The sequence below is a fragment of the Streptomyces sp. NPDC052101 genome, assembly GCF_040680235.1.
Taxonomy (GTDB): domain Bacteria; phylum Actinomycetota; class Actinomycetes; order Streptomycetales; family Streptomycetaceae; genus Streptomyces.
On sequence record NZ_JBFAWH010000025.1, the window covers coordinates 91773 to 114497 of the forward strand.

Sequence of the window (22725 nt, forward strand, 5' to 3'; positions counted from 1 at the left end):
TCAGCGCACCACGCTCAGCGACAGCGCGAAACGGCCCTGTGCGTCCGTCCACCAGTGGGTCAACTCCAGGTCGCAGGCGGCCAGTTCGGCGGTCACCCCGTCCTTGCGGAACTTGGCCGACACCTCGGTGCGCAGCTCCTCGCCCGCCGCGAAGTCCACGGCGAGGTCGAGCGCGGGCACCTTCACGGTCTGGGCGGTACGGGAGCGCAACCGCATCTCGATCCACTCGCGCTCGGGGTCCCACAGGGCCACATGGTCGAAGGCGTCCGGATCGAAGTCGGCCCCCAGTTCGCGGTCGACGACGGCCAGCACGTTCTTGTTGAACGCGGCCGTCACCCCGGCCGCGTCGTCGTACGCCCGCACCAGCACCCGCTCGTCCTTGACCAGGTCCGTGCCGAGCAGCAGCCCGTCACCCGGCGCGAGCAGGGACCGTACCGAGGCCAGGAACTTCGCACGCTCGGCGGGCAGCAGGTTCCCGATCGTGCCGCCGAGGAAGGCGACGAGCCGGGGACCGGGGGTGGCGGGCAGGCTGAGCGGTGCGGTGAAGTCGGCGATCAGCGCGTGGACTTCGAGGTCCGGGCGATCCTCGACGAGCGCCTGCCCGGCCTGGGTGAGGGCGCTCTCACTGACGTCGACCGGGACATACACCGAGGGCGCGAGCGCGTCGAGGAGATAGCGGGTCTTCTCCGAGGAGCCCGAGCCGAGTTCGATCAGGGTACGGGCTCCGCTCGCCGCGGCGATCTCGCCGGACCGGGTGGCCAGGATCTCCCGTTCGGCGCGTGTGGGGTAGTACTCGGGCAGCTCGGTGATCTGCTCGAACAGCTCGCTGCCGCGCGCGTCGTAGAACCACTTGGGCGGCAGCCACTTGGGATGGACGGTGAGGCCGTGCAGGACGTCGGCGCGCAGCGCGGCGTCCGTGGTGTCCTCGGGGAGGGTACGGGTGACAGACAAGGGGCTCACGTACAGGGCTCCTTCGATGGTGCGGCCGCCGGATCCTCCAGCGGTGCGAGCAGCACGCCGGCGCGGCTCGCGGTGAGCACGGTGCGGTCGGGGACCTCCTGCCAGAGCGGGTCGTCGTCGTACGGCTCGGAGGCGACGACCGTGCTCCGGCCGGGCTCCGTGCGGTACCAGAGGCTGTCGCCCCAGGCGGTGGCCGCGATCGTCGCGCCGTCCGTCAGCAGCAGGTTGAGCCGGGAGGCCGGGGCCGCCTCGGCCAGTCGGCGAACGGTCTCGCCGAGTGCTTCGTCCGGCTCGTCGCCACAACGCAGCCGGTGCAGGACCAGCGCCCAGACGAACGCCGAGTCGGTACGGGCCTGAAGCGACAGCAGGTCGACCGGGGGCAGCCCGGACACCAGCGGGGCCGCCGAGTCGGGCCAGCCCGCTACGGCGCCGTTGTGGCTGAACAGCCACCGGCCCGACGCGAAGGGCGCCGCGGCGGCCTCGGCGTCGGCACCCGCGAGCGTCGCGTCCCGTACGGCGGCGAGCAGGGCGCCGGAGCGCACCACCCGGGCCAGGTCGGCGAAGGACAGGTCGGCCCAGATCGGCCCGGCCCGGCGGTAGCGCGCCGGAACGGGGTCGTCGGGCGCGTACCAGCCGACCCCGAAACCATCGGCGTTGACGGTCCCGTACCGCTGTCGCCGGGGCGCCCACGACTGGCGCAGCAGACTGTGCGGGGGCGCAACGAGCAGGCGGCCGAGCGGCTCCTCGGGCCCCACATAGGCCAGATGACGGCACATCAGACAGCCTCCGACGCCGAGCGGGCGGTGCGGAACCCGGAGAAGATCTGCCGCCGGACCGGGTAGTCCCAGTTGCGGAACGTGCCCCGGCAGGCCACCGGGTCCACGGCGAACGAACCGCCGCGCAGCACCTTGTGGTCGGAGCCGAAGAACACCTCCGAGTACTCCTTGTACGGGAAGGCCTCAAAGCCCGGGTACGGCAGGAAGTCGCTCGCCGTCCACTCCCATACGTCACCGATCAACTGCCGTACGCCGAGCGGGGATTCACCGGCCGGATAGCTGCCGGCGGGGGCGGGCCTGAGATGCCGCTGGCCCAGGTTGGCATGGTCCGGTGCCGGGTCCGTATCGCCCCACGGATAGCGCGTCGAGCGGCCGGTGGCCGGGTCGTGCCGGGCGGCCTTCTCCCACTCCGCCTCGGTGGGCAGCCGGCGCCCGGCCCAGCGGGCGTAGGCGTCGGCCTCGTACCAGCACACGTGCAGCACCGGCTCGTGAGGCGGAACCGCCTCCGCGGCCCCGAAGCGGCGCCGCAGCCAGTGCCCGCCGTCGCGGCGCCAGAACAGCGGCGCCGTGATCGAGTGCCGCTTGATGTGCGTCCAGCCCTCCGGCGTCCACCAGCGCTCGGTGTCGTAACCGCCGTCCTCGATGAACGCCTGGTACGCCGCGTTCGTCACCGGAGTGGTGTCGATCCAGAACGGCGCCACCTCGCGGACGTGCGCCGGGCGTTCGTTGTCCAGTGCCCATGGCTCGGTCGAGGTGCCCATCGTGAACGGGCCGCCGGGTACCAGGACTTCGGCCGGTCCGGTGAACAGCGGGGCCGGTTCCGGGTCGGGGGCGGTCAGGGCCTGGGGGCCCTTTCTGAGCTGATGGGTGATCAGCATGGTCTCGTCGTGCTGCTGTTCGTGCTGGGCGATCATCCCGAAGGCGAATCCGGCCTCGGTCAGCCGGGTGCCGTGGAAGTCCGCGCCCTGCAGCAGGTCCATGACCCGGCCGCGCACCTCGGCCGCGTAGCGGCGGGCCTCGACGGGCGGCAGAAGCGGCAGCGAGGGCCGCTCGGCCCGTGGATGCTCGAAGGCGTCGTACAGGCTGTCGATCTCGGGCCGCATGGCGTCCCGGCCGCCGACCGCCCGCAGCAGCCACTGCTCCTCCTGGTTGCCGATGTGCGCGAGATCCCACACCAGCGGGGACATCAACGGCGAGTGCTGGGCCGTGAGGTCGGGGTCCTCGACGCAGCTGGTCAGCAGCGTGGTGCGGGCACGGGCGGTGGTCAGCGAGGCCAGGGCGCGCTCGCGCAGCGCCTCGGTGTCCGCCGATGCCGTCGCGGTGCCGGTCTTGGGGGCGGTCATGTGCGGATGTCCTTCCTCCCGTGGGTGATGGGTGTGCCCCCGGTACGGCCGGGACGGGACGGCGCCGGTGCGCCGCCCTCCAGACGGTCCAGCAGGTCGTCGGCCGGGCTGCGGCCCCGGGCGACATAGCGGTCCCGGTACGCGGCCACGGCCTCGGTCACCTCGGCGGTGGCACCGAGCCGGGGCAGGGCCCGAAGCGCTGCCGCGAAGCACACGTCGGCGACCTCGCGCAGCTCCGGGTCGGCGAGCCCGCGCCGGGCCGCGTCGGTCCACAGCGGATTGTGCGGGGCGGGCAGGTTCAACGCCCGCTCCGCAAGCGGCTTCACGCTCCGGTACGCCGTCTCGGCGGCCTCCGGATCGTCGAACAGCGCCGCCGTCACCGCGAGCGGCACGATCCAGCCGTCGTCGCCGGGCTGCGCGTCGATCATGCGCAACTCCAGGTGTCCGCGCGGCCTGATCGGCGGGAACAGGGTGGTCAGGTGATACTCCAGGTCCGCCCGGGTGGGCGGCCGGGGCGACCGGGAGCGGGTCCACTCCCGGAAGGTGAGCCCCTCCGGCACGTCCCAGGGCCCGCTGTCCCGCCGTACGCACATCACCGGCGCGTCCAGCACATGCCGGGCCCAGGCGGCGCGTGGGTCGCCGTCCAGCGGGGGAGCGCCCGCGTGGCCAGCGCCTATCTCCGTCCACAGCAGCTGCCGGGTGGACTGCCAGCCCGTGGGCTCGTGGCCGAGCAGCGGCGAGTTGGCGAACGCGGCCACCAGGACCGCCCCCAGCTGATGGCCCAGCCACCAGCGGCGCGCGTGCCCGAGGGGGCCGGGCTCTTCGTGCCCGGCGTCCAGGCAGACCTGCACGGAGGCGGAGGTGCACATCATGTGGCGGCCCGCGGGACCGGTGCGGTCCAGGCAGGCCTCCATCGCGTCGTAGCGCGGCTCGTGCAGGAACCTGCGCGGGGTGTGCCAGGGGTCGTTGCCGATGCCGACCAGACCGAGACCCTCCGCGGCGAGGACGGCGCGGACGGTGTCCAGATCGGCGGAGACGGTGCCGATGCACTCCATCAGGGAGGCGGCGGGCGGCGAACTCAACTCCAGCTGGCCGCCGGGTTCCACGGTGAGCGGCGAGCGCAGGGGCACGGCCCGCAGAGCCGCGTAGGCGGCTTCGAGTCGTTCGGGTGTCACGGGGAGCTGCGGCGTGCGCAGCTCATGAACGAGCCATTCCAGTTCGACACCGAGCGCGCGGGGCGGCCCGGTCTTGAAGCAGATGCCCCGGACCAGGGCCTCCACCTCGGCTTCGGTGACGGCGGTGCGGTGGTCGGTACAGTCGCCGCCGTCACTCTGTGAATCGGACATGCAGGGATCCTCCTGAGATTCCACCATGCCACCGGCCCGATTCGGTCATGGGTCCGGGCCGGTGCGCGTTCCACCCAAGACCCTCGAGCCGATTCGCACAAGGGTGCCCCTTTGGACGACCCGGTTCGGTCACCTCCGTTTCCGTATGCGTTTTCCGGTCCGTTCCGGGGTGGGAAAACTCCGTTGCACCGCATTACCAGCATCACCCAGGATGCATGCATGAGCACGACGGGGGATTCCGCGCCGGCCGCGGACACGACGCCCACGGGGGTGGCGCCGTGAGCGCGCGCCTGCGCGGTATCGCCGCGGAGACGGAGCAGATCGTGGCCGCGGGCCGGTATCGCACGGCGGACGGGCGGGAGGTGCTCCTCGCGGCGCAGATCGAGGCCGCCCGGGGCGGCACGCGGATGTTCGGCCCGGAACCGGTTTCTGTCACGGAAGCGATGTCGGTTGCGGAGCCGGATTCCGTTTCGGAACCGGCTTCCCGGCCGGCGGACGCACCGGTCTTCGAGGTCACCGGCGAGAGCAGTCTGGAGGCCGCACGCCGGCTGGCCGACGCTCCGGTGGCGGTGCTGAACTTCGCCTCGGCCCGCAATCCCGGCGGCGGCTATCTCAACGGCGCGCAGGCCCAGGAGGAAGCGCTCTGCCGCGCCTCCGCGCTGTACACCTGCCTGCTGGCGGCCCGCCCCTTCTACGACCATCACCGCGCCCACCGCGACCCGTTCTACACGGACCGGGTGATCCACTCACCGGCCGTCCCCGTCTTCCGCGACGACCGGGGCCGGCTGCTGGCCGAGCCGTACCGCGCGGGCTTCCTGACCGCGGCCGCCCCCAACGCGGGCGTCGTACGGCGCACCGAACCGCAACGCGCCGCCGAGCTGCCGGGCGCCCTCGCCGTACGGGCCGAGCGGGTGCTGGAGACGGCCGCCGCCCACGGCTACCGCCGGCTGGTGCTGGGCGCCTGGGGCTGCGGAGTGTTCCAGAACGACCCTGCGCAGGTCGCGGGCGCGTTCCGGGCCCTGCTCGGCCCCGGCGGCCGGTTCGCCCGCACCTTCCGGCACGTGGTGTTCGGGGTGCTGGACCGGACGCCGGGAGCGACGGTCCGGGAGGCCTTCGTACAGGCGTTTCCTCAGGGCATGCCCACGGCCGCGCCGTGATGTGTGTCAGGTCCAGCCGTAGCGCTCGTGCAGCCGCTGCCGGACCAGGTTGAACCGCATCCGGTCCAGCGCGCACGCCTCGCGCCGCATGCCCTCCTCGTGCAGCCGCAGCACACGGTCCACGTCCACCCAGGAGTCCCGGCCCGACCGGTCCCACGGCCCGCTGCCGATCGCGACCCACTCCCGGTCGCCGTCATGCCGCTTGCTGGACAGCTGTACGGCGAGGAAGGTGCCGGCCGCCTCCCGGGCGACGACCAGCACCGGGCGGTCCTTGCCCCGGCCGTCGTTCTCCTCGAACGGCACCCAGGTCCACACGATCTCGCCAGGGTCGGGGTCGCCGTCATGGGCCGGGGAGTACTCGGTGCGCACCCGTCCGACCTCGTGCGGGTCGGCCTCGGTGGTCGAGTGGGGGCCGTACCGGCCGGGGATGTTCTCATCGGTAAACGTGGTCACGCAGGCACCCTAGTGCCCCAGGGGCAAGAGGCGCCCGGCGTCCGAGCGTTGGTCCGGCGCGGCCGCCGGTGCTCAGGCGTCGGGGCGCGCGCCGATCCACATGCCCGGGCGGCGCCGATGCACGGTCACATATGTCAGTCCCGCCGCACCGGCGGTGATGCTGCGCGGTGCGCCGTGCGGAAGCCAGGCCACAGCGCCCTCGGTGAGCCGCTGGGGCGTGTCGCCGGGGCCCTTGCCGAGCATGCCGTCCCCGGCCACGACCAGGAGCATCACATCCAGTTGGGTCTCGGTGTGGGCGGTGATCCGGTCGCCCGGTGCGATCCGGACCACGTTGGCGTCCAGTTGCCGTCCGCTCTCGGTCAGCTTCCACAGCACGCCGCCGGGCACCGGCGGGGCCTCGCCCAGCGCGCGGGCGTCGCACAGCACGCGCGCGTCCGCCGCGGTGCGGTCGGCCGGCCCGGTTCCGGTCGCGGACGGCGACGTCATCTGGTGTTCCCCTCGGCTCTCGCGCTCACCGGCCACCAGACACCCCCTGCTGGCCCGCTGCCCATCCTACAATTGATCCATGTAGGATTCGTGAAAAATAGCCGCAGGTGGGAGGGGTCGCAGGGTGGGAGAGGGGATCCGGATATGACCGCGCAGGAGAGTCCGCGCCGCCGAGAGGTGCTGGACGTGCTGCGCGCCGCACCCTCGCCGCTCGGTGTCGCGGAGACGGCCGAGCGGATGGGCGTTCATCCCAACACGGTGCGGTTCCACCTGGACACCCTGGTGGCCGAGGGTCTGGTCGAGCGGCGGACCGAGGCGCCGTCCGGACCCGGCCGGCCCCGCACCGTCTACACCGCGGATCCCGGCATGGACCGGGGCGGCGCCCGGGACTACCGGCTCCTCGCCCGCATCCTGCTCAGCCGGTGGGCGTCCGCCGACCCGGCGAAGGCGCGCGGGGAGGCGCAGGAGACGGGCCGCGCGTGGGGCGCCTTCCTGGTGGAGCCCCCGCCTCCGTTCGAAGAGCCGACGGCCGACCGCTCGGTGGCCGCACTCCTCGCCCTGCTCGGCGAGTTGGGCTTCGCGCCACGCGCGGAGGGAGCGGACGAGGCCGGCGGCCCGCCCCGGCGGATCCGGCTGCGGCACTGTCCCTTTCTCGAACTCGCCGAGGAACACGGGCAGTTGGTGTGTCCGCTCCATCTCGGCCTGATGCAGGGCGCGTTGGCCCGGCTGAACGCCCCGCTGACGGCCACGGCCCTGGAGCCGTTCGCCGAACCCGACGCCTGCGTCGCCCACTTGACCGCGACCGCTACCGCGAAGTCAGCATGACACCGCCGAACTCCACCCGCCGGCCCCGGCGGGGAAAGGCCGTACACGGATGAACGCCCCCTCCGCCGCCACCGCGAGCGCCGTCACCTTCGTCTGGCTCGGCATGGTGCTGGCGATCTCCTTTCTGGAGGCCCCGCTGAAGTTCCGCGCACCCGGCGTCACCATTCCCGTCGGCCTGGGCATAGGCCGGCTGGTCTTCCGTGCGCTGAACGCCGTGGAGGCGGTGCTGGCCGTCGTGGTCATCGCCGCGATCGCCGTGGGCGGCGCCACGGCCGTGATCACGGCGCTGACCGCCGTCGTCGTGGTGCTGCTCCTCGCGCAGCTGGCCGTGGTACGGCCCTGTCTCAACCGCCGGTCCGACCGGATCCTGGCAGGGGAGGAACTGCCCCGCTCCCGCAGTCACTTCTGGTATGTGGGGCTGGAGATCCTCAAGGTCGCCGCCCTGATCGCCCTGGGAGCCGGCCTGCTCGCGAGGTGACGGCACCCACCGCGACGCGCGGAAGGTCCCGCCCGGCCGATCACGTAGGGTCGTCGACCGTGGCCCGCACGGGCGGTTCGGCAGCACGGGGGGAGACAGAAGGCATGCGCACGCCCGGTCAGATCTGGGAGGAAGCCGACCTGCCCGCGCGCCGGCTCGCCGGCCTCGCCCTCAATCCGTCCGCCGCACCCGAGGTCCTTCTCCGCCTGCTCGCCGAGGGGCCGCTCGCCGCACGGATGGTGCTGTGCCGGGACCGCGACCTGCCCGATGCCGTCGTGGGCGCCGTGATCGAGCACCCCGACCCGCGCACCCGGGGCTTCTTCGCCGTCAACCCCCATGTCGATCCGGCCCAGCGGGCGCGGCTGGTGGACGATCCGGAGTGGTTCGTCCGCGGCCACCTCGCCGAGGGGCCGCGCGTGACCGAGCCGGACCGGCCCAGGCCGCTGCCCGACGCCACCGTGGTCCGCATGCTCACCACGTACGAGGCGGAACACCTCTGGTCGCTCTACCGGCAGATGTCCCCGGAGCTGACGCGCTCCCTGCCCGCCCACCCGGACCCCGAGGTGCGGCGCCACGGAGTCTTCCGGTGGAGTGGGTTGTCCGGCGACGAGCGGGCCGCGCTGCTGGCGGACCCGGACGAGCGGGTCCGTGACGCGGCGCGGTCGTGTGCGTGCTACGACGATCCGGCGTGGGTGGAGAGCGAGCTGCCGGAGCGTCCCTGCCACTCCCGCACCCATCTGCTGTTGCACTCGGCGCTCAGCCGGGCCCTCGTGCAGCGTGTCCTCGTCGCACCGGCCCACGAGGACGACAGGCGGATGATCGCCCGCAACCCCACGCTCCCGCCCGATGCGGTCGTCCTCCTCGCCGCCGACCCGGATCCGAAGGTGCGGGAGCGGATCGCGGGCCGCGCCGACCTCCGGCCCGCCGAACGTCGCGCGCTCGTCGCCGACCCGCACCCGGACGTCCGCCGGACCGTCGCCCGTCACCCGGGACTCGATGCGGACGAACGCCGTACGCTCGCCACGGATCCCGACCCGCGGGTGCGGCTGGCCGTGTCCGTCCACCCCGCCTTCAGCGAGGAGGAACGGGTACGTATCGACTACGCGGTCCCCATGGACTGCCGGTTCGGCGCCCACGGCGCGGGCGGGACTCCTCGTGACCCAGGGGCCGTACGCCGGGACGCCCTCTCCGGGCACCCGCTGCTGCGCAGGCAGGCCGCCGGGGAACACACGCTGCCGGCGGACCTGGTGGCACGCCTGGCCGAGGACGACGACCTCGGTGTCCGTGTGCTGCTGGCCCAGAACCACCCGGACGCCCCGGCGGCACTGCTGCTGCGCAGCTTCCTGGAGTACACCGGCCCCGAGCGGGCCCGCCTGACCACCCGGCCGAACTTCCCGCGGGCCGGGCTGGCCGCCCACGCCGGCCATGCCGACCCGCAGGTCCGGGCCCTGGCCGCAAGGGACCCGCAGACCCCGCCCGCCACCGTCGAACGCCTCACCAGGGACCCCGACCCGCAGGTGCGGTCCGCGTTCGCCCGGCATCCGAACCTCCCGCAGGCCCGGCTGGCGGAACTGCTCGCCGACGCGGAACTCGCCCATCCGGCCGCCGCGAACCCCGCACTGGCCCCGGCCACGAGGGACCGGCTGCTCGCGACCCAGGGCAGGGGACCGTGGTGAACGCCTGACCGGCCATGGACGAACGGCCGGGGTTCGCTCTGCGAGGGGACGCGGCGAAGGGAGCCGTCAGGCGGCCCTCGGCGTCGGGGCGGGCAGCGGGGGCCACCGGTCGTGCCAGCGCAGCTCCGCCTCCAGCTGGGCGGCGACGGACACCAGCAGAGGTTCGCTGTGGGCGGGGCCGAGCAGCTGCGCGCCCACCGGCAGTCCGTCACCGACGAACCCGGCGGGCACGTTCACCCCGGGCCAGCCCAGCACGTTCCACGGCCAGGCGTACGGGCAGGCGGCGATCATCGCGCGGTCCGTGGCCAGCCCGCGCAGCCGGTACAGGGCGCCGATCCGGGGCGGCGGAGTGGCCGTCGTGGGCGCGAGGACCATGTCGTACCGTCCGAAGAACCGGCCGATGCGCCGGTGCAGCACCGCCTCCGCGCGCCGGGCCGCCCGCAGCGGGGCCCCGCCCAGCAGCCGGCCGAGCCGGGCCGCGTCCCGGGTGCGCGGATCGAGCAGCGCCGGATCGGGGGCCTCGCGGACCCACTCGGCGATACCGGCGGTGGCGCGGGGCACGAAGGTCAGCCCGATCTGCCCGTACGGCGGATCGGCCTCCTCGACATCGTGCCCCAACGCGGCCAGTATGTCGGCGAGTTGGACGACGCGGGCGCGGATCTCCGGATGCAGCCGGGCCGGTACGGCGGTGAACGGAGGCCTGAGCGACAGGGCGATGCGCAGCCGGCCGGGGTCGCGGCCGACCGCGTCCGTCACCGTCAGCGCGGCCGGCCGGTGCGGGTCCCGGTCGTGGTTGCCGCTCGCCGCGTCCAGCAGCAGGGCCGCGTCGGCGACCGTCCGGGCGAGGGTCCCGTTGACCGTGATGCCCTGGAAGGACTCGCCGTGCGGCCAGGTCGAGATACGGCCGCGCTGCGGTTTGATGCCGACCAGGCCGGTCCACGACGCCGGGATGCGCACCGAGCCGGCGCCGTCGGAGCCGAGCGCGGCGGGGACGAGCCCGGCGGCGACGGCGGCGGCCGAGCCCCCGGACGAACCCCCGGGCGTGTGCCCGGTGTGCCACGGATTGCGGGTGTCCCCGAAGGCCGGTCCCTCGGTGAACGGCCACTGCCCCAGCTCGCAGGTGTTCGTCTTGCCGACGATCACGGCACCGGCCGCGCGCAGCCGCCGTACGGCCTCCCCGTCCTCGGGGGCCGGCGGGAACGCGCCCCGGCAGCCGAACGCGGTCGGCTCCCCGGCCACGTCCATGTCGTCCTTCACCGCCACCGGCACCCCGAGCAGCGGGCGCCGCGCACCGGAGGCCAACTCCCGGTCGGCGGCGTCCGCTTCGGCGAGCGCGGCCTCGGCCCGCACGATCCGGAAGGCGTTGAGCGTCCCCTGTGTGTCCTGGATCCGGGCCAGCGCCCGCTCCACCAGCGCACGGGAGGTCACCTCCCCGTCGGCGAGCGCGTTCCGCGTCTCCACGAGGCCGGCGGCACGGTCGGTCGGCATGAGCGAGTACCTCCGGGAGGTTCCGGGGACGATGTCTACCGAACGGTAACGTCAGGGCGGGGACGGGCGTAGGGGTTTCGCCAGGATGTCCGAATGTCCGAGACGGTCCGCGGGCGAGGTACCGGCGGTCTTCAGGAGGCGGACGGCCGGGGGACGCGGGGGTGGGCGGCCCGTCCTCCCAGGTGCCGTACCAGCCCCAGGCCGGTCAGCAGCGCGACCAGAGCGCACACACCGGACCAGCCGCACCATGCGTACGCGCGCGCGGCGAGCCAGGAGCCGAGGCTGCCGCCCAGGTACGCGCAGGTCATGTAGGCGGTGTTGAGGCGGCTGCGGACGTCCGCGGCGAGGGCGTAGACGCGGACCTGGTTGGCGACCATGCCGGACTGCATGCCGACGTCCAGCAGCAGGGTGCCCGTCACCAGGCACAGCAGTCCGGGGGTGCCGCCGAGGCCGCCGAGGGCGAGGACCGCCGCGGACGTGAGGACCAGCAGGAAGCAGACCAGGTTCACCGGGTCCGGGCCCCGCCGGTCCACCAGCCGGCCCGCGACCGGCGTGACGCTCATGGTCACCGCGTTGACCAGCGCGAGCAGACCGACCGCGGCCGCGCCGAACCCGTACACCGGGCCCGTCAGCAGCAGTGCCACCCCGGTCCACGCGGCGGAGAATCCGGCGAACACCGTGGCCTGGTAGAAGGAGGAGCGGCGCAGGGCCGGTTCGGTGCACAGGAGACGGACGGGCTCGGCCAGCAGACGGGCGTAACGCTGCCGCGACGGCGGGGCGACGGACGGGAGCGCGCGGGCCAGGAGCAGCGCGGCCACGAAGGTCAGCAGGGCCGCCAGGACGTACGGGGCCCGCCAGCCCAGGCGGTCGGCGAGGGCGCCGCCGGCCGTGCGGGACAGCAGCATGCCGGCGAGGGAGCCGCTCAGCAGCGTGCCCCCGACCACACCTCGCCGCTCCGCCGGAACCAGCCCGGCGGCCAGCGGGCCGGCCAGCGGGGCGACCACCGTGGCCACGCCGACCAGCAGGCTCGCCGCGAGCAGCGGCGGCAGCGCGGGCGCGGCGGCCGCGGCGCACAGGCCGGCGCCGGTCACGGTGAGCAGGGTGACCAGCAGCGGGCGGGGCGGCAGCCGGTCGCCCAGTGGGACGAGCAGGAAGACGCCCGCCGCATAGCCGAACTGGGTCGCGGTCACCACCCCGGCCGCCGCGCCGGGGGAGACGCCGAGGCCGGCCGCCATGAGCGGGGCGACGGCCTGCGGGAAGTACACATTGCCGACCGCGACCCCGCAGACCAGCGCCAGCAGCGCGACGAGCCGGGAGGATCCGGGCGCACGGGCGGTACGCTGCCGGGTGTGGTGATCTGTCATGCGCCGAAGTCCACGCCACGCGGGGACAGTTGGCGAAGGATGTAGGCGGGGGCTAAATGATCAGCTTCCGGCTCGGGGTCGACGACCTCGCCGACACCCGGTTCGCCATCTCCCCGCTCGGCCAGCTGATGGAGAGCCTGCGCGTCCTGCGCGCCCCGGCCCTGCACCCCCTGCACCGAGGCTGGCGCCACACCGTGCTCGCCGCCCTCGACCCCGCCGACCTGCCGCTGCTGTCGGCCCTGGTCGGCCCCACCCTCGCCCTGCCCGACTTCCTGACGCCCCGGCCCGCCGGTTACGCCCCGACGCTCGACGAGGAGCTGACCGTCGTACGGGCCGCGCCCCCGGAGGTCGTACGGCGCGACCTGCGCGCCGCGCACGCCCCGCGCCCGCTGCCCGGCGCGCTGCGGCAGGCCGGCGAACCCGGTGACGGTCCGGTCCTCGAACTCCTCGACGTCCTCTGCTCGTTGCTGCGCCGCTACTGGCGGACGGCGCTGCTGCCGCACTGGCCCAGGATCCGGCTCGTCCTGGAGGCCGACATCACACACCGCGCGGGACAGCTGGCCACCGGCGGCGCCCGCGCGCTCTTCTCCGGTCTGCACCCGAACCTCGGTTGGCGCGGCGGGGTGCTGACGGTCGAGAAGATGATCGGCCGGCACGCGGTGGACGGCGCCGGGCGGGGCCTGCGGCTTCTCCCCTCGGTGTTCGCGCACAAACCGGCGCCACCGATCAGTGCCGAGGCGCCGCCGATGCTCGCCTATCCGGGCCGGGGCACGGCGACCCTGTGGGAACCGGAACCCGCACCCGACGCCTCCGCGCTCACCGCCCTGCTCGGCGCACCCCGGACCACCCTGCTGCGGCTCCTCGCGGAACCCCTGCCCACGGTGGAACTCGCCCGCCGCCTCGGCGTGACACCGAGCGCCGTCTCCCAGCACCTGCGGATCCTGGACGCCACGGGCCTGGTGACCCGCACCCGGGACGGCCGACGGGTCCTGTACCGGCGCAGCCCGCTGGCCGAGCACCTGCTGTCGGGCTGACTCCGCGGCCGAGTCATGATCAGGGGTGCCGGACCGGCCGCGGACGCGCCAAGGGGCCGGACGGATCCGGCCCCGGGGCAGTGCGTGTCGTACGGGTCAGGCGGCCGTGGCCTCGCCCACGTTGCCGTGCAGTCGGGCGACGACCTCGGTCAGCTGGGCTGCGACCTCGGTGTCGTCGACCGGGTGGGTCTCGGCGAAGCGGGTCACGGAACCGGGGATGGACAGCTTGATGTCCTCGATCACCTTGCCGCCGGCGATGCCCACGGCCTTACGGGTGTCGTCCTGCGCCCAGACGCCGCCGTACTGGCCGAAGGCGGTGCCGATCACGGCGACGGGCTTGCCACCGAAGGCGCCGGCGCCGTACGGGCGGGACAGCCAGTCGATGGCGTTCTTCAGGACGGCCGGGATGGTGCCGTTGTACTCGGGGGAGAAGAGCAGGAACGCGTCGGCGGCCTGCGCGGCTTCGCGCAGCTTGGCGGCGGCGGCCGGGACGCTGCCCTCGACGTCGACGTCCTCGTTGTAGAAGGGGATCTCGGCCAGGCCCTCGTACAGCACGACCTCGGCGCCCTCGGGGGCGAGCTTGACGGCCGCCTCGGCGAGCTGACGGTTGTGCGAACCGGCGCGGAGGCTGCCGACGAGCGCGAGGATGCGAACAGACATGGGAACTCCAAGAGGCTGAAATATCGCTGTCACGATCCGGACCTGGGTCCGTTTAGATGTGTATCACCTTAAGCGGACCGCGGTCCAGTTTTGTTCCCGATGCTTTACGCTGGCTTCATGTCCCCCGTCCTGCCGCCCTTCCCGCCACCTCAAGAGCCCTTCGACCCTCCTCAGCTGCTCGAGGTCGGCGCCGCTCCCGAGGAGCCGTGCCTGCGTGCCGACGCGGCGCGCAACCGGGCCCGGCTGCTGGAGGCCGCCGCCCGGCTGATCGCGGAACACGGGGTGGCCGGGGTCACCATGGAGGCGGTGGCGGCGGCCGCGAAGGTGGGCAAGGGGACGGTCTTCCGCCGCTTCGGCGACCGCACCGGACTGCTGATGGCCCTGCTCGACCACTCGGACCGCACGCTGCAGGCCGACTTTCTGGGCGGGCCCCCGCCGCTCGGGCCCGGAGCGCCGCCCCTGAACCGCCTGCGGGCGTTCGGCGTGGCGGTGCTGTACCGCTACGCCGAGCAGCTCGACCTGCTGCTGGCCGCCCAGACGGAACCCACCCGCAGGCTCTCCCACCCGGCGGTCAACGCGCTGCGCACGCATGTGTCCATGCTGCTGCGGCAGATCGTGCCGGCCGCCGACTGCGAACTGCTGTCGCAGACCCTGCTCGCCTCCCTCGACCCGGCGGTGATCCACCACCAGACCCGGCTGTGCGGAATGCCCATGGACCGGCTGGAGGCCGGCTGGATCGACCTCGTCGCGCGGGTGACCGGAACCGAGCCGCCGCACTGAGCGCCGGTCGCGGTGGCGTGCCGCGGCAGCAGATCGACGCCCCGCGCCGCCTGCGCGCGCGGCACTCCGCCCGGGTGGAGCGGCATCGTCGGTGAGGTCGGTGCGGCCGATTTCGTGGAAGCGTGAACCACGTCGCCCCGCCTCTTCCCGGTCCGCGCCCCTCTGCCAAGATGCGGTCTGTCATGGTGCAGATACCGAACACGCCCACGAGTGCCGATGTGGCCCGCCTGGCCGGCGTCTCGCGCGCGACCGTGTCCTACGTCCTCAACAACACCAGTGCCGTACGGATCAGCGAACCGACGCGCCGGCGCGTGCGCGAGGCCGCACGGGAACTGGGGTACGTCCCGCACGCCGCCGCCCGCAGCCTGCGCGCCGGACACAGCCGCATGGTCCTGATGCCCGCCCCGGCGGTCCCGGTGGGCCCCCTCTACAGCAGATTCCTCAACGAACTCCAGTGGGCGCTCGGGCGGCTCGACTACACCGTCGTGCAGTACGGCACCGTCGGCCTCCAGGGCGACGAGGCCGCCCGCGCCTGGGCGGAGTTGCGGCCGGTCGCCGTCCTCGTGCCCGGCGCGGACCTCGGGCCGCAGGGCGTCGGCGTCCTCAAGCGCTCCGGCGCCCGCGCCGTCGTCACCCTCGGCCCCGACCGCGTCGACGGCGCGCACGCCCTGCTGATGGACCACGCCGCCGTCGGCCAGTGCGCGGGCGCCCATCTGCACGCCCGCGGCCGGCGCCGGATCGGTGTCGTGGTGCCCGAGGAGCCCGGCCTGGAGGCCTACTCCCGGCCCCGGCTCGCCGGAGTGCGCGCCGCGCTGCACGGCACGGACGCCGCCGTGACGGAGCTGCCGCTCGCGTACACCGAGGAGTCCGCCGCGCAACTCGCCGCGCGCTGGCGGCAGTCGGGGCTGGACGCGGTGTTCGCCTACAACGACGAGTACGCGATGCTGCTGATGCGCGCCCTGCAGGACGAGGGGCTGAGCGTCCCCGAGGACGTCGCCGTGATCGGCGCCGACGACCTGATGCTCGGCCGGCTGCTGCGGCCCCGCCTCAGCACCGTCCACATCGACCTGCCCTCGGGCCGCGACCTGGCCGAACTGGTCGACCGGGCGGTCCGCGACCCGGGCGGCGAGCCGGAGGTGCACCGGGTGCTGGGCGCCTCGGTGGTGCGACGCGAGTCCAGCTGACGACCGTACGCACACGGCGACGGCGCGCCGGACCCGCCGCGCGTGTTACTGGGCGGTGCCCTGCTGGGCCTGCTGGGCCGCGATGCTCTTGCGGACCTCGTCCATGTCCAGGTTGCGGGCCTGCCCGATGATGTCCGCGAGCGCGGGCTCGGGCAGGGCGCCCGGCTGCGCGTAGACGGCGACCTTGTCGCGGACGATCATCAGCGTCGGGATCGACTGGATGCCGAAGGCCGAGGCCAGCTCCGGCTGCGCCTCGGTGTCCACCTTGCCGAAGACCAGGTCGGGGTTGTCCGTGGCGGCCTTCTCGTACACCGGCGCGAATTGCCGGCACGGCCCGCACCAGGCAGCCCAGAAGTCGATGAGAACGAAGTCGTTCTCGCTGACCGTCTGATCGAAGTTGTCCTTGGTCAGCTCCACGGTGCTGCTCATGGCGTGAGTCCCTCTTCCTGGTGTGGGGTGTGCCGACGGCGGAAACACGGCCGCCGGGCCGCCTATTCCACACGTGCACGTCTGTCGTTCGGCGCACGTACCCATGTGGCCGGAGCGCACACCACCCACCAGACTGACCCCATGACGGAAACGGAATCCATCGCGTACGACGTCGTGGTGCTCGGGGCCGGTCCCGTGGGGGAGAACGTCGCCGACCGCACCCGTGCGGCCGGCCTCGCCACCGCGATCGTGGAGAGCGAACTGGTCGGCGGCGAATGCTCCTACTGGGCGTGCATGCCGAGCAAGGCCCTGCTCCGGCCGGTGATCGCCCAGGCGGACGCCCGCCGCCTGCCCGGCCTCGCCCAGTCGGTCCAGAGCCCGCTCGACACCCCCGCCGTCCTCGCCCGGCGGGACGAGTACACCTCCCACTGGAAGGACGACGGCCAGGTCGCCTGGGTCGACGGCATCGGCGCCGACCTGTACCGGGGCCACGGGCGGCTCGCCGGCCCCCGCACGGTCACCGTGACCGCCCCCGACGGCACGGTCAGCACGCTCACCGCCCGGCACGCCGTCGCCGTCGCCACCGGCACCCGCGCCCAGCTGCCCGACCTGCCCGGCCTCGCCGACGTGCGGCCCTGGACCAGCCGCGAGGCCACCAGCGCCAAGGCCGCCCCGGACCGGCTGATCGTGGTCGGCGGCGGTGTCGTCGCCACCGAGATGGCCACCGCCTGGCAGGCCCTGGGCTCCCGGGTCACCCTGCTGGTGCGCGGCAAGGGCCTGCTGAACCGCATGGAGCCGTTCGCCGGGCAACTCGTCGCCGAGGCGCTCACCGAGGCCGGTGCCGAGGTCCGCACCGGCACCTCCGTGGAGTCCGTCACCCGCGAGAACGGCACCGTCGTGGCCGTCACCTCCGCCGGCGACCGGATCGAGGCCGACGAGATCCTCTTCGCCACCGGCCGCATCCCGCACACCGACGACATCGGCCTCGACACCGTCGGCCTGGAACCGGGCTCGTGGCTGGACGTCGACGACACCCTCCGCGTCACCGGCACCGACTGGCTGTACGCGGTCGGCGACGTCAACCACCGCGCCCTCCTCACCCACCAGGGCAAGTACCAGGCCCGTATCGCCGGCGCCGCCATCGCCGCCCGCGCGGCCGGCGACCCGGTACGGGACGCGACCTGGGGCCCGCATGTGGCCACCGCCGACCACCACGCCGTACCCCAGGTCGTGTTCACCGACCCCGAGGCCGCGGCCGTCGGCCTCTCCCTCGCCGAGGCCGAACAGGCCGGCCACCGCGTCCGCGCCGTGGACGTCGCGTTCTCCTCGGTCGCGGGCGCGGGCCTGTACGGCGACGGCTACGCGGGCCGCGCCCGCATGGTCGTCGACCTGGAGGACGAGATCCTGCGCGGCGTCACCTTCGTGGGCCCCGGCGTCGGCGAACTCATCCACTCCGCGACCGTCGCCGTCGCCGGGCGGGTCCCGGTCAGCCGCCTGTGGCACGCGGTCCCGTCCTATCCGACGCTGAGCGAGGTGTGGCTACGGCTGCTGGAGGCCTACCGCGGCAACTGACCTCTGCCAAAAGGAAGTTACGGCAGTTCGAAGCCGAGGGCGTCGGCCGCCGCCTGCGGGGTCGGCCGGTTCCACAACGCCGCGACCGCCTCGTTCGTCGACAGGGAGCGCAACTCGGCGCGGTCCAGGTAGAGCATGCCGTCCAGGTGGTCCGTCTCGTGCTGCACGATCCGGGCGGGCCACCCGGTGAACACCTCGTCCAGCGTGCGGCCCTGCTCGTCCTCGCCGCGCAGCCGCACCTCGGCGTGCCGGGCCACCACCGCCTGCCAGCCCGGCACGCTCAGACAGCCCTCGAAGAACGCGGCACGCGCGGTTCCCACCGGCTCGTACACCGGGTTGACCAGCACCCGGAACGGCTGCGGGACCCGGCCCCGGGCCACCGCGACCTCCTCCGGCACCGGCGCCGGATCCTCGATGACCGCGATCCGCAGGTCCACGCCCACCTGCGGTGCGGCCAGGCCCACGCCGGGCGCGGCGTGCATGGTCAGGCGCAGGGCCTCGACGAAGCGGGCGAGCAGGGCGGGCCCGAGCTGACCGTCGTACGGCTCGGTGCCGCGCCGCAGCACCGGCTGCCCGGCGGCGACGATGGGAAGGGGACCGCCGGCGGCGAGGAGTTCCTCGACCCGCTCGGCGAGCGGTGCGTGATCACGGGGAGGTGCCATCGCGTCAGCATGCCATGCTGGGCCGCCGCAGCTCAGGAGCATGGTGACGGCAGGGTGAAGTAGCGTGGTCCGACAGGCGGACGCCGAAGGGAGACGGGGAGATGGCGCGGGAAGGCGGCCGGGCCCGGCGGCGCGGGCAGGGCGAGCTGGAGGGCCAGGTCCTCGGCGCGCTGCGCGAGGCGGACGGGCCGGTCAGCGCGGCCTGGGTGCGCCAGCGCCTCGGCGGCGATCTCGCCCACACGACGGTCGTCACCATCCTGACCCGGCTGCTCGCCAAGGACGTCGTCTCCCGCGAACGCCACGGCCGCTCCTTCCTGTGGACGCCGACCGCCGACGTGGCCCGCCTCGCCGCCCTGCGCATGCGCCGCCTGCTGGACGGCGAACGGGACCGCGAGGCGGTCCTGGCCAGCTTCGTCACCGCCCTGCCACCCGGCGACGAGCAGATGCTGCGCACCCTCCTCGACACCCCGGACAGCGGCCGCCCGGACTGCACGGACACGACGCACGGCCGTACGCAGGAGTGACCGCCCATGGGGGTCTTCGTCCTCCTGCCATTGGTGCCCCCTCCCGGACGGCTGGTCACGGCCGCCCGCGCCGGCACCGCCGGGTCCGACCGTTGCGGTCCTGCAAGAAACACCAGGTGCCGTACCGCTCACTCCTGCGGGAAGTCGCCCGCGAGTGCCGAGGCGATCCGCAGATGCTGCTCCGCCTCCTCGCGCCGGGCCTGCCGCTGGAGCGTACGGCCCAGCATCAGCCGGGCGTAGTGCTCCACCGGGTCACGCTCCACGATGACCCGCAACTCGGCTTCCGCGCGCTGCAGTTGGGCCGAGTGGTAGTAGGCGCGCGCCAGCAGCAGCCGGGGTCCGGTCTGCTCCGGCACCTGCTCGACCACCCCGGTCAGCACCCGTGCCGCGCCCGCGTAGTCCTTGGCGTCGAAGAACTGCCGCGCACGCTCCCAGCGCTCGGCCGGTGTGCCGTGGTCGTAGTACGTGGTCTCCACTCGCGTCTCCACTCGTGACCTCCTTCGGTGGCCACAACGGAACGCATTCGTTCAATATTCCACTAACCCTGCCGAGCCTCCAGGGCGGCCAGCTCGGCGTCGGCCCGCTCGGTGATCAGGGTCAGCACCCGGCCGGTCACGGCCAGATCCTCCTCGGAGATGCCGGCGTAGATCCGGGCCGTCACCGGTGCCGTCTCGGCGGAGGCCTTCGCGTACAACTCCCGCCCGGCGTCGGTGATTTCCATACGCGACGCCTCCGCCGCGACCAGCAGCCCGGCGGCGATCAGTTGCGCGCGAAGACCGCGTGGAAGAAGAAGCACTGGCGGAGAGGGCAGGATTCGAACCTGCGTGGGCCTCGTGAGGCCCGACCGTGAGGCGTGCTCGCTGGTCCCCGATCAACCGCTCCGGGCACCTCTCCTCGCTCCCGGCTTCGGGGTGACCCGCGCCGTTCACATGAACAAGACTGGCAGGCCGCGCTGACGCGGGCCTGACACGGCCGTTCCGTGAAGGTCCATGGCTTCCGGTCTGCGCGACATCGTGAACGCCTCGGACCGGGGCGACTGGTAAGCGCCTTCTAGACCTGTGCGGCCCCGGCCGGTGCCGGATGGGGGGCGCGGAAGGTGAACGCGAGTGGTCCAGGGCCCTGTTCGCGTACCATCGCGACCCGCTCCATCGCCTCGGCGATGCTCGGGCGGTGGCCGGCCGGGATCCACCACAGGGCCTGGTGCACCTCGGCCATGCGCTGGAACCACTCGCGGCGGCGGCTCAGTACGCGCAGATGATCGGTGTGGTAGGTGAAGTTCCGCAGGGCTTCGACCGACTCCCAGACCGAACAGTTGATCAGGAGCAGGTCGTCGTTCTCGTCGGGGCGGAAACCGGTTGCGTCCTCGCCCTCATCGTCGATCATGCGCCACACGAACCCGGGGCTGCGTTCGGCAAGCGCGTTGATCTCGGGCAGTTGGGCGACAAAGCCGGCCAACTCGGGGCCGTCCAGCGGAGCGACGGTGCGGCCGATGTTGACCTGCGCAAGGTGAAAGCCAGTCATGGGCCCAGCATGGCCCGCCCCACCTTCTATAGTCAATGACTCTTGTCTTTAGAAAGGGCCACGCAACACCCGCCGGGACACGGGTCCATCGCCGGCGACCACTCCTCGGGTGCCAGACCCTCGAGCAGCGCGAGGTTCATCCCGCAGACCAAGGCGGGGAACTCCTCGGCCAGCGTGTGGAAGGGGCAGTTGCGCAGCCGCAGCGTCTCCCCGTCCCAGAAGGGCTGGTAACCGCGGGTCCGCAGCACCTCGACCAGGTCGCCGGCGGCCGCGTCCGGATGTGCCGCACCCGCGGCCCTCGCCGCGGCCTGCAGCTCCCGGTCCAGTCCGGCGTTCTCCACCACCTCGGCGAGCAGCCGGCCGGCCGCGTCATAGGACCGGGGCGGAACGGACACGGCGTGCTCGCCGTCGGCACGCCGGTACACCTTCGCCGGCCGCCCCGCTCCGGGGCCGGTGCGTCCGGACAGCCGGCGGAAGGACACGGCCAGCAGCCCTGCCTCGACCAGCTTGTCCAGGTGGAAGGCGGCCAGCGATCGGGAGATCCCGACCGCTTCCGCGGCCGCGTCGCGCCCTACCTCACCCGGCGTGGCGGCGACGTGTCGATACAGCCGACGGCGCACGGGATCACCCAGCACGCCCAGCACCTCGAAGGCGGAATCCTCAGCAGTCACGCGCCGATTCTATGACCAATGAAAGTAGGCGAAACAGCGCCGAGTGCTGGTGAACGGAAGGTCGGGAAGGTGGCGTGTTGGGCGATCGGAGATTCGTCCGGCCACCTTCTTTGTGTCATGTGCCAGTACGGCGGCCGCGGAGGGCCGGAGGAGACTCTCTGCCGCGGCCCCGACCCGGCGAGCCTCTGCTGCCGCAGGTCGGCGTGGCCACGTACAGGACGAAGTGCAGAAGGGGGAGTCGCGTGAGTGTGCAGCAGTACGACGAGATCGGCGAGGCGTTCGAGGGGTTCAAGTCCCTGCCGCTGATGCGTTACGGGGAGGTGCCGAGCTTCCTGGGCATGGTCGGGGACGTGAGCGCCAAGTCGGTTCTCGACCTGGCGTGCGGAACCGGCTTCTACAGCAGGGAGTTCAAGCGGCGCGGCGCCACGGATGTCCTCGGTGTCGACATCTCCGTCGAGATGATCGCGGCCGCGCGGGAGAGCGAGCAGCGCGAACCGCTGGGTGTGCACTACGAGGTCGGCGACGTGATCGAGCTGCGGCCACTCGACCGGCGCTTCGACATCGCGGTGGGAGTCCAGTGCCTCAACTACGCCGAGGACATCGCGGAGATGGAGCGGATGTGCCGCAACATCCACCGGAGCCTGGTGCCGGACGGAGAGTTCTTCGTGCTCGCCCAGAAGCCCGACTACCGGTTCGACTGTGCGTCCCTGGACACGTACGGGTTCCGCTGCGAGCCGACCGGCGAGGAGATCGAGACGGGCCCGCGGGTCCGGGTCACGGCGCTCCTCGACCCGCAGCCGATCAGCATTGTCAGCACGGCTCCGCGCCGCGAGGTCTACGAGCAGTGTCTGCGGGCGGCCGGGTTCAGTGACGTGGAGTGGGTTCCGCTGCAGGTGTCCGAAGCCGGCCTCCGTGAGTTCGGCGAGGACTTCTGGGCGGACCTCCTCGCGAGCCCGCCGCTGGAGATGCTGCGCTGCCGTGCCTGACCGGCCGACGCCACGAAGGCCGGGAGTCCGGCAGCGACGGCACGCCACCTGATCCACTCTGATCCACAAATGGCGTGGACCATTCTTCTGGTCGCGGAGGATCCGACATAGCCTCGGGCGGTATGTGGCTTGTTGGAGGTGGACATTCCATCTCCGACGTGACCGGAGGTGAATGCTGTGAGCGAGACGCTGAAGAGCATCGAGTCCGAGGACGTCTATGAGCCGCCGCTGCTGGCCGAGGCGGGGGAGTACGCCGAGGTGACCCAGGGCCTCGGGGGCTTGATGTTCGTCGAAGGCCCCGCTCACTACTACGAGTGAGCAGCCCGCCGGGGGCCGGTGCGGACCGCAGC

General features: G+C 73.3%; 25 protein-coding genes and 2 pseudogenes. 11 read left to right on the forward strand and 16 right to left on the reverse strand.

Annotation, left to right across the window (positions count from 1 at the left end; translation table 11 throughout):
- The 4 genes from egtD to egtA are packed head-to-tail and all read right to left on the reverse strand — an operon-like array spanning nt 1 to nt 4425.
- The gene (gene egtD, locus AB0L75_RS33130) at nt 1-960 is read right to left on the reverse strand and encodes an L-histidine N(alpha)-methyltransferase (RefSeq protein ID WP_365188510.1); all 960 of its coding nucleotides are present in this window, start codon (nt 958-960) and stop codon (nt 1-3) included.
- Entirely contained in the window at nt 957-1736 is a 780-nt protein-coding gene (gene egtC, locus AB0L75_RS33135) for an ergothioneine biosynthesis protein EgtC (protein WP_365188513.1), read from the reverse strand. Before egtC ends, egtD begins: the two co-directional genes overlap by 4 nt.
- The gene (gene egtB / locus AB0L75_RS33140) at nt 1736-3079 is read right to left on the reverse strand and encodes an ergothioneine biosynthesis protein EgtB (RefSeq protein ID WP_365188516.1); all 1344 of its coding nucleotides are present in this window, start codon (nt 3077-3079) and stop codon (nt 1736-1738) included. The genes egtC and egtB overlap by 1 nt, the downstream gene beginning before the upstream one ends.
- Complete coding sequence (gene egtA / locus AB0L75_RS33145) at nt 3076-4425, reverse strand: ergothioneine biosynthesis glutamate--cysteine ligase EgtA (protein WP_365188518.1); 1350 nt, start codon at nt 4423-4425, stop codon at nt 3076-3078. Before egtA ends, egtB begins: the two co-directional genes overlap by 4 nt.
- Nucleotides 4426-4703: 278 nt before the next feature.
- On the opposite strand from egtA, the gene AB0L75_RS33150 reads away from it, so the two are divergent.
- Entirely contained in the window at nt 4704-5582 is an 879-nt protein-coding gene (locus AB0L75_RS33150; RefSeq protein WP_365188580.1) for a TIGR02452 family protein, read from the forward strand.
- Between the two features lie 6 nt (nt 5583-5588).
- Here AB0L75_RS33150 and AB0L75_RS33155 read toward each other — a convergent pair whose 3' ends face one another.
- Nucleotides 5589-6035, reverse strand: coding sequence for a type II toxin-antitoxin system PemK/MazF family toxin (locus AB0L75_RS33155; protein WP_365188521.1), 447 nt, complete (start codon nt 6033-6035; stop codon nt 5589-5591).
- A 72-nt stretch (nt 6036-6107) separates the two neighbouring features.
- Nucleotides 6108-6521: a hypothetical protein gene (locus AB0L75_RS33160; RefSeq protein WP_365188524.1), complete on the reverse strand. Its 414-nt coding sequence runs from the start codon at nt 6519-6521 to the stop codon at nt 6108-6110.
- A 144-nt stretch (nt 6522-6665) separates the two neighbouring features.
- Between AB0L75_RS33160 and AB0L75_RS33165 the strand changes: the two genes are divergently transcribed.
- The 3 genes from AB0L75_RS33165 to AB0L75_RS33175 all read left to right on the forward strand — a co-directional run bounded on the left by AB0L75_RS33165 (nt 6666) and on the right by AB0L75_RS33175 (nt 9500).
- Entirely contained in the window at nt 6666-7346 is a 681-nt protein-coding gene (locus AB0L75_RS33165) for a helix-turn-helix domain-containing protein (RefSeq protein ID WP_365188526.1), read from the forward strand.
- Between the two features lie 49 nt (nt 7347-7395).
- Nucleotides 7396-7824 carry a hypothetical protein gene (locus AB0L75_RS33170; protein ID WP_365188528.1) on the forward strand — a complete coding sequence of 143 codons (429 nt, stop codon included), beginning with the start codon at nt 7396-7398 and terminating at the stop codon, nt 7822-7824.
- Nucleotides 7825-7928: 104 nt separating this feature from the next.
- Nucleotides 7929-9500, forward strand: coding sequence for a hypothetical protein (locus tag AB0L75_RS33175; RefSeq protein ID WP_365188531.1), 1572 nt, complete (start codon nt 7929-7931; stop codon nt 9498-9500).
- A 66-nt stretch (nt 9501-9566) separates the two neighbouring features.
- Here AB0L75_RS33175 and AB0L75_RS33180 read toward each other — a convergent pair whose 3' ends face one another.
- Nucleotides 9567-10988 carry an amidase gene (locus AB0L75_RS33180; RefSeq protein ID WP_365188533.1) on the reverse strand — a complete coding sequence of 474 codons (1422 nt, stop codon included), beginning with the start codon at nt 10986-10988 and terminating at the stop codon, nt 9567-9569.
- A gap of 131 nt (nt 10989-11119) precedes the next feature.
- On the reverse strand, nt 11120-12352 hold the full coding sequence (locus tag AB0L75_RS33185; RefSeq protein ID WP_365188535.1) for an MFS transporter: 1233 nt from the start codon (nt 12350-12352) through the stop codon (nt 11120-11122).
- 56 nt (nt 12353-12408) lie between these two features.
- Between AB0L75_RS33185 and AB0L75_RS33190 the strand changes: the two genes are divergently transcribed.
- Nucleotides 12409-13386, forward strand: a complete 978-nt coding sequence (locus AB0L75_RS33190) for a metalloregulator ArsR/SmtB family transcription factor (RefSeq protein ID WP_365188538.1) — start codon at nt 12409-12411, stop codon at nt 13384-13386.
- Nucleotides 13387-13482: 96 nt separating this feature from the next.
- Here AB0L75_RS33190 and AB0L75_RS33195 read toward each other — a convergent pair whose 3' ends face one another.
- A complete protein-coding gene (locus AB0L75_RS33195) occupies nt 13483-14046 on the reverse strand; it encodes an NAD(P)H-dependent oxidoreductase (protein ID WP_365188541.1) in 564 nt (187 codons plus the stop codon).
- A 99-nt stretch (nt 14047-14145) separates the two neighbouring features.
- Between AB0L75_RS33195 and AB0L75_RS33200 the strand changes: the two genes are divergently transcribed.
- Nucleotides 14146-14826, forward strand: a complete 681-nt coding sequence (locus AB0L75_RS33200) for a TetR family transcriptional regulator (RefSeq protein WP_365188543.1) — start codon at nt 14146-14148, stop codon at nt 14824-14826.
- Nucleotides 14827-14996: 170 nt separating this feature from the next.
- Nucleotides 14997-16010 (forward strand): LacI family DNA-binding transcriptional regulator, encoded by a 1014-nt coding sequence (locus tag AB0L75_RS33205; protein ID WP_365188546.1) that lies wholly within the window; start codon nt 14997-14999, stop codon nt 16008-16010.
- A 45-nt stretch (nt 16011-16055) separates the two neighbouring features.
- Here the strand turns inward: AB0L75_RS33205 and trxA are convergent, their stop codons facing one another.
- Nucleotides 16056-16439 carry a thioredoxin gene (gene trxA, locus AB0L75_RS33210; protein WP_365188549.1) on the reverse strand — a complete coding sequence of 128 codons (384 nt, stop codon included), beginning with the start codon at nt 16437-16439 and terminating at the stop codon, nt 16056-16058.
- A gap of 141 nt (nt 16440-16580) precedes the next feature.
- Between trxA and AB0L75_RS33215 the strand changes: the two genes are divergently transcribed.
- Complete coding sequence (locus AB0L75_RS33215; RefSeq protein WP_365188552.1) at nt 16581-18011, forward strand: NAD(P)/FAD-dependent oxidoreductase; 1431 nt, start codon at nt 16581-16583, stop codon at nt 18009-18011.
- A gap of 17 nt (nt 18012-18028) precedes the next feature.
- On the opposite strand, the gene AB0L75_RS33220 is transcribed toward AB0L75_RS33215, so the two are convergent.
- Nucleotides 18029-18673, reverse strand: a complete 645-nt coding sequence (locus AB0L75_RS33220) for a peptide deformylase (RefSeq protein ID WP_365188555.1) — start codon at nt 18671-18673, stop codon at nt 18029-18031.
- A gap of 101 nt (nt 18674-18774) precedes the next feature.
- Between AB0L75_RS33220 and AB0L75_RS33225 the strand changes: the two genes are divergently transcribed.
- Complete coding sequence (locus AB0L75_RS33225; protein WP_365188557.1) at nt 18775-19197, forward strand: BlaI/MecI/CopY family transcriptional regulator; 423 nt, start codon at nt 18775-18777, stop codon at nt 19195-19197.
- Nucleotides 19198-19325: 128 nt separating this feature from the next.
- Here the strand turns inward: AB0L75_RS33225 and AB0L75_RS33230 are convergent, their stop codons facing one another.
- From AB0L75_RS33230 to AB0L75_RS33250, 5 genes and pseudogenes are all read right to left on the reverse strand, one after another.
- Nucleotides 19326-19673, reverse strand: coding sequence for a tetratricopeptide repeat protein (locus AB0L75_RS33230; protein WP_365188584.1), 348 nt, complete (start codon nt 19671-19673; stop codon nt 19326-19328).
- 62 nt (nt 19674-19735) lie between these two features.
- Nucleotides 19736-19963 (reverse strand): annotated as a pseudogene (locus AB0L75_RS33235) (MarR family transcriptional regulator); the annotation flags it as partial.
- A gap of 30 nt (nt 19964-19993) precedes the next feature.
- Nucleotides 19994-20091, reverse strand: a pseudogene (locus AB0L75_RS33240).
- 156 nt (nt 20092-20247) lie between these two features.
- Complete coding sequence (locus AB0L75_RS33245; protein WP_365188560.1) at nt 20248-20718, reverse strand: DUF3291 domain-containing protein; 471 nt, start codon at nt 20716-20718, stop codon at nt 20248-20250.
- A 32-nt stretch (nt 20719-20750) separates the two neighbouring features.
- On the reverse strand, nt 20751-21389 hold the full coding sequence (locus tag AB0L75_RS33250) for a helix-turn-helix domain-containing protein (RefSeq protein WP_365188563.1): 639 nt from the start codon (nt 21387-21389) through the stop codon (nt 20751-20753).
- Between the two features lie 242 nt (nt 21390-21631).
- Here AB0L75_RS33250 and AB0L75_RS33255 point away from each other — a divergent pair, with 242 nt between their 5' ends.
- Together AB0L75_RS33255 and AB0L75_RS33260 are read left to right on the forward strand one after the other, a co-directional pair.
- Entirely contained in the window at nt 21632-22375 is a 744-nt protein-coding gene (locus AB0L75_RS33255) for a class I SAM-dependent methyltransferase (RefSeq protein WP_365188566.1), read from the forward strand.
- Nucleotides 22376-22552: 177 nt separating this feature from the next.
- Nucleotides 22553-22693, forward strand: a complete 141-nt coding sequence (locus tag AB0L75_RS33260) for a lasso RiPP family leader peptide-containing protein (protein WP_365188568.1) — start codon at nt 22553-22555, stop codon at nt 22691-22693.
- Nucleotides 22694-22725 lie beyond the last annotated feature (32 nt).